This window comes from Mesorhizobium sp. M7A.F.Ca.CA.002.04.1.1, assembly GCF_004022805.1.
Classification (GTDB): domain Bacteria; phylum Pseudomonadota; class Alphaproteobacteria; order Rhizobiales; family Rhizobiaceae; genus Mesorhizobium; species Mesorhizobium ciceri.
In genome coordinates, this window is record NZ_RZPL01000392.1 from 1 (window position 1) to 5,200 (window position 5,200).

Annotated in this window: 5 protein-coding genes and 1 pseudogene; 1 reads left to right on the forward strand and 5 read right to left on the reverse strand. The window is 62.6% G+C overall.

The genetic code is table 11. From position 1 onward, the window contains the following. From ENZ75_RS19870 to ENZ75_RS19890, 5 genes and pseudogenes are all read right to left on the reverse strand, one after another. Positions 1-458 (reverse strand): annotated as a pseudogene (locus tag ENZ75_RS19870) (mandelate racemase/muconate lactonizing enzyme family protein); the annotation flags it as partial. Positions 459-463: 5 nt separating this feature from the next. Continuing rightward, positions 464-1,561 carry a sn-glycerol-3-phosphate ABC transporter ATP-binding protein UgpC gene (gene ugpC / locus ENZ75_RS19875; RefSeq protein ID WP_063167542.1) on the reverse strand — a complete coding sequence of 366 codons (1,098 nt, stop codon included), beginning with the start codon at positions 1,559-1,561 and terminating at the stop codon, positions 464-466. A 4-nt stretch (positions 1,562-1,565) separates the two neighbouring features. Beyond that, the gene (locus tag ENZ75_RS19880) at positions 1,566-2,432 is read right to left on the reverse strand and encodes a carbohydrate ABC transporter permease (protein WP_013533026.1); all 867 of its coding nucleotides are present in this window, start codon (positions 2,430-2,432) and stop codon (positions 1,566-1,568) included. Positions 2,433-2,434: 2 nt separating this feature from the next. Further along, positions 2,435-3,331 carry a sugar ABC transporter permease gene (locus tag ENZ75_RS19885; RefSeq protein ID WP_013533025.1) on the reverse strand — a complete coding sequence of 299 codons (897 nt, stop codon included), beginning with the start codon at positions 3,329-3,331 and terminating at the stop codon, positions 2,435-2,437. A 135-nt stretch (positions 3,332-3,466) separates the two neighbouring features. Further along, positions 3,467-4,786: a sugar ABC transporter substrate-binding protein gene (locus tag ENZ75_RS19890; protein WP_063167543.1), complete on the reverse strand. Its 1,320-nt coding sequence runs from the start codon at positions 4,784-4,786 to the stop codon at positions 3,467-3,469. Positions 4,787-4,955: 169 nt separating this feature from the next. Here ENZ75_RS19890 and ENZ75_RS19895 point away from each other — a divergent pair. Continuing rightward, positions 4,956-5,200, forward strand: a 245-nt coding sequence (locus ENZ75_RS19895; RefSeq protein ID WP_128278260.1) for a helix-turn-helix domain-containing protein, incomplete at its 3' end; no start/stop codon positions are given.

Sequence of the window (5,200 nt, forward strand, 5' to 3'; positions counted from 1 at the left end):
TCGTCGACCAGCGCCTGCGTCTCGATGTGCAGCCAACCGCCTTCGGTGGTGTAAAGCGGACAACGATCCTTGGCGCCGCCGGCCAGTTTCCACAAAGGCAGGTTTTGCTTCTTGGCCCGCAGATCCCAGAGTGCTGTATCGATGGCGGCGATCGCGATGGCGGTGATGGCACCGATGGTCGTGGCATGGGTGGCGAATTCGAGATCGTGCCAGATCGCCTCGATCATGTCGGGATCGCGGCCGATCAGGCGCGGCACCAGATGGTCCGAGAGCAGCCGCATCACCGACGAACCGCCGGTGCCGATCGTGTAGCTGTAACCGGTGCCGACCGCACCGTCGGAATCGGTGATCGTGACGATCGGCGTTTCCTGACTGACGAAGCTCTGGATCGCGTCGGTGCGCTTGACCTTGGGCACAAGGTCCACCATGCAAAGGTCGACTTTCTCGATTCTGGCCATGCCGATCAGCTCCGCAGTGTCTTTCCGGTCTCAGTGGCAAACAGATGCGCCTGCGACATGTCGAGGCTCATGGCGACCCGCTCGCCCGGCCGCAGTGGCCTCGGGTTCAGCATGCGCGACACCCAGTCCGTGCCGTTGAATTCAACGAACACCAGCGTCTCGTTGCCGAGCGGTTCGGTGACCGTGATCGGCAGCTCGATCTGGTGGACATCGGCCGCGCCACCGGAACTGATGCCATGGCCGGTCGGGTAGATGTCGTCCGGCCGCAGCCCGAACACCACCTTGTCGCCGGTCGTGACATTGGCCTTGAACTGAGCGGGCAGCGGCAGCCTTTCGCCGCTGGCGAAAACCATCTGGCCGTCATCGATCGTCGCCTCGTGCAGATTCATCGGCGGTGAGCCAATGAAGCCGGCGACGAAGCGCGTCGCGGGCCGCCGGAACACCTCGTCGGGCGTGCCGACCTGTTCGATATGACCGTCGCGCATGATGACGATGCGATCGGCAAGCGTCATCGCCTCGACCTGGTCGTGGGTGACGTAGATCACTGTCGACTGCACCTTGGCATGCAGCTTCTTGATCTCGGTGCGCATCTGCGTGCGCAATTTGGCGTCGAGATTGGAAAGCGGTTCGTCGAACAGAAACACATCGGGGTCGCGCACGATGGCGCGGCCCATCGCGACGCGCTGGCGCTGACCGCCGGACAGTTGCGACGGGCGGCGGTCGAGCAACGTGTCGAGGCCGAGGATGGCCGAGGCCTCGGCGACGCGGCGGTCCATGTCTTCTTTGGCGGCGCCGGCGATCTTCAGGGAGAAGCCGAGATTCTCGCGCACCGTCATGTGCGGATAGAGCGCATAGGATTGGAACACCATCGAGATGTTGCGCGAGCGTGGCGGCAAATCGTTGACGATGCGTCCGCCGATCTCGATCGAGCCGGCGCTGATTTCCTCCAGCCCGGCGATCATGCGCAGCGTCGTCGACTTGCCGCAGCCGGACGGGCCGACCAGCGCAATGAACTCGCGGTCGGCAATGTCGAGATCGATGCCGTGCACGATCCCAATAGTGCCGTAGCGCTTGGTCAGCTTGGTGAGGGTAACGGTTGCCATGGGATCAGCCTTTCACCGCGCCGGAGGTCAGGCCGCCGACAAGGTGTTTCTGGACTATGTAGGTGAGGGTGAGCGCCGGGATGATCATCACCACGGCCAGCGCGCACATGCCGCGCCAATCGATGGTGAACTCGGCCGTGTAGTCGAGCAGGCCGACCGGCAGCGTCTTGGCGCTCACCGAGCGGGTCAGCTGCGAGGCCAGCGCGAACTCGTTCCAGCAGGTCAGGAAGGCGAAGATCGCGGCCGACGCAATGCCCGGTCCGGCGAGCGGAAACTCGACCTGCCAGAACGCCTGCCAGCGGGTGCAGCCATCGATCTGCGCTGCTTCCGCGAGGTCCTTGGGCACCTGGCGGAAGAAGCCGTCGATCAGCCAGATGGTGAACGGCACGTTGAGCGCGACATAGGCGAGGATCAGCCCGAAATGGGTGTCGATGATGCCGAGCCGCACATAGAGGAAGAACAGCGGCAGCGAGAGCGCGATGCCCGGCACGGTGCGCGTCAGCATCAGGCCGAGGAAGACGCTCGATTTACCGCGAAAACGATAGCGGGCGAACGCATAGCCGCCTGCCATGCCGATGGCCACCGCAATCACCGTCGAGGTCACCGAGATGATCAGCGAGTTGCGGAAATATTCAATCACCGGGATGCCGCCCTTGCCGATGCCTGAGAACATCGCGACATAGGCGTCGAACGAAATCTCCTGTGGGATCCACACCGGTGGCTTTGCCATGATCTCGACCGTCGGCCGCAGCGACGACAGCACGATCCACAGGCCCGGCAGGCAGATGGTCAGCATCGCCAGGAACAGGCCGATGCGATAGATGATGCCGAGCAGCCGGCGCTTCAGGCGGGCGGAAGAATTCTCGTCCATCTTCACCACTCCGCACCGATCTGCGTGCGCGCCGCGGCGAGCTTGTTGAAGAAGTAGACGGTGAAGGCGATCGACAGCAGGATCGAAAAATAGGCCATGGCGTTGGCCATGCCCATGCGCCCGTCGCTGTAGGCGGTGCGGGCCACCAAGGTCCATAGCAGTTCGGTGCGGCCAGCCGGTCCGCCATCGGTCATGATCTTGACGATGTCATAGGCGCGCGCCACGTCGAGCGAACGGATGGTCATGGCGATGTAGGCGAAGGGCATGACGAATGGCCACGTCACATAGCGGAATGTCTGCCACGGCGTGCAGCCGTCGACCCGCGCCGCCTCGATCGGCTCCTTGGGCATGGCGAGCAGGCCGGCGAGGATCAGGATGGCGAAGATCGCCGTCGACGACCAGATCTCGGCGATCGAGATGGCGATGAAGGCGAGATGGCCCTCGATCAGCCACGGTATGGCGTCTCGCGTGATGCCGAGCGACTGCAGCGCATTGTTCACCAGGCCGATATTGTCGTTGAACATGAACTTGAATTGGAAGCCGACCAGGATCGGCGAGAACATCATCGGAAACATCATCAGCGTGCGCAGGATGCGCTGGCCGCGCGTCGCCTTCTCGACCAGCATGGCGAGGCCGAGCCCGAGCAGCATTTCGAGATTGAGCGCGATGGTCAGCAGCAGAACCGTGCGGCCGAAGGCCCACCAGAAGTCGGTGTTGGACAGGATCGAAAGATAGTTCCGGATGCCGATGAAGACGTAGAACGTTTCGGGCCGCGTCAGGCGGAACGGGGTGAAGCTCGAATAGAGCGACAGAAGCAGCGGCACCACCACCACCGCCGCCAGCACGATCATGGCCGGAAGCAGCAGCAGGAATGGCGCGGATGGCTTGAAGCCCTTCATCAGAATCCTTGAGTGTTTGTATTTGGACGGCGGTGCGTTGGCTGGGCGCGAAGGGTTAGCGTAAACCGCTGGCATCCCGCGCAACGCGATCGCCTCCCCCATTGCTGATGGGGGAGGCAGCCCTGGGAGCCGTTGCTAGAGCTTGCCGGCGTCCTGGAGGATTTGTGTCGCCTTGGCGGCGGCTTCATCCAGTGCCTGCTTCGAGGTCTTGTCGCCGAGGATCGCCGCCTGCAGCTCGGGATAGACGGCGTTCGAGATCTCGATCCATTCAGGCGTCTGCGGCACGGCGAAGGCGTGCTTGGCCTCTTCCTGGAAAGCGGTAAGAACCTCCTTCTTGTAAGGATCGTTTTCGGCCTGCTTCAGGTCCCAGTCCCAGACCGCGGTGCGGGTCGGCAGCGGACCGGCGGCGGCCTCGAGCTTCTGGCTGTCCTCGTTGGTCAGCCACCAAACCAGGGAAGCCGCGGCCTCCTTGTTCGGGCAGTTCTCGGTCACCGAGAAGCCATGGAAGCCGGACCAGCCGGTGCGCTTGCCGGACGAACCCTTCGGCGCGACTTTGACGCCGACATTGCCGGCGACCTTCGACGACTTCGGATCGTTGAAGAAGCCGGCCCAGCCCGGCCAATCCAGGTTGATGGCGACAGTGCCGGACGCAAAGCCTTGGCCGAGATCGTCCCAGAGATAGTTGGTGGTGCCGGCCGGCACGGCCTTGGCCTTGTAGAGGTTGACGAACCAGTCGAGCGCCCGGATGCCGGCCTCGGAGTTGAAGACCGGCTTGCCGTCCTTGTCGAGATATTCGCCGCCCTCGGCGACGACCATCTCGTAGAAGCGGCCGTTGATCGCCTCTTCCTTGCCGGCGAACTGGGTGCCGTAGAAATTGGGCGGGTTGGCGAAGAACTCGGCCTGGTCGGTGACTTCCTTCCAGGTGTCCGGCGGCACCAGATCATAGCCGTATTTCGCCTTGAACTTGGTCTTGTTGTCGGCGTTCTCGTACAGGCTCTTCTGGTAGTAGAGCGCCGAAACGTCGAACTGCGCGCGCGGCAGCATCTCCAGCTTGCCGTCGATGGTAGCCGACTTGATGGTCGACGGCACGAAGGCGTCGATCTCTTCCTTCGGCAGCAACTTGCTGAGGTCGGTGTAGAGGCCGGTATATTGCGGCGCGAAGGAGGAATGGTTCCAGCCGACGCACCAGTTGGTGCTGCCCGAGGCGATGTCGGACTTGAGCTCCTTGTCGATATCGAAGCCGTTCTTCTTGGTCAGGATGTTGACCTTGGCGCCAGTCGCCTTCTCCCATTCCGGGATCCGTTCGTAGAGCTTTTCATATTGCTGGCCGCCGATCAGCTTCACGTCGACGGTCACGCCTTCGAACTTGCCGGGCAGGTCGCCGGCAAGGGCTGCGCCTGCACCAAATGCAAGCAACAATGCACCGGCGGAGACGCCGGAAAGCAGTCTGTTCATTGGTATCCTCCCTGGGTGCGCCTTGGCCGGCGACCGCAACTCGTCTGATGACAAGAAGTGCTACATTCATATACAAACAAAACATTCATAGACACGTCAAGGCGAAATTTGTTTCCGCCGCGCACGTTCCTGCGTATATGACGGGCGAAATTCACTGGAGGATGAGCCCATGGACGACAGCGAAGACGAGCGCTATCGCGCACCGGCGCTCGACAAGGGGCTCGATATCCTTGAACTGCTGGCGGGCGTCGACGGTGGCCTGACCCAGGCCGAAATCGCCAAGAAACTCGACCGCAGTCCCAACGAATTCTATCGCATGCTGGACCGGCTGGTGCGGCGTGGCTACGTCACGCGCCTCGACGGCGACCGCTATTCGCTGACGCTCAAGCTGTTCGGCCTGGCACAGCTGCACGC

Excerpts from the sequence above, each read along its gene's own strand:
- ugpC (WP_063167542.1), bottom strand. The coding sequence starts at position 1,561 with ATGGCAACCGTTACCCTCACCAAGCTGACCAAGCGCTACGGCACTATT.
- ENZ75_RS19890 (WP_063167543.1), bottom strand. The coding sequence starts at position 4,786 with ATGAACAGACTGCTTTCCGGCGTCTCCGCCGGTGCATTGTTGCTTGCA.
- ENZ75_RS19880 (WP_013533026.1), bottom strand. The coding sequence starts at position 2,432 with ATGGACGAGAATTCTTCCGCCCGCCTGAAGCGCCGGCTGCTCGGCATC.
- ENZ75_RS19885 (WP_013533025.1), bottom strand. The coding sequence starts at position 3,331 with ATGAAGGGCTTCAAGCCATCCGCGCCATTCCTGCTGCTGCTTCCGGCC.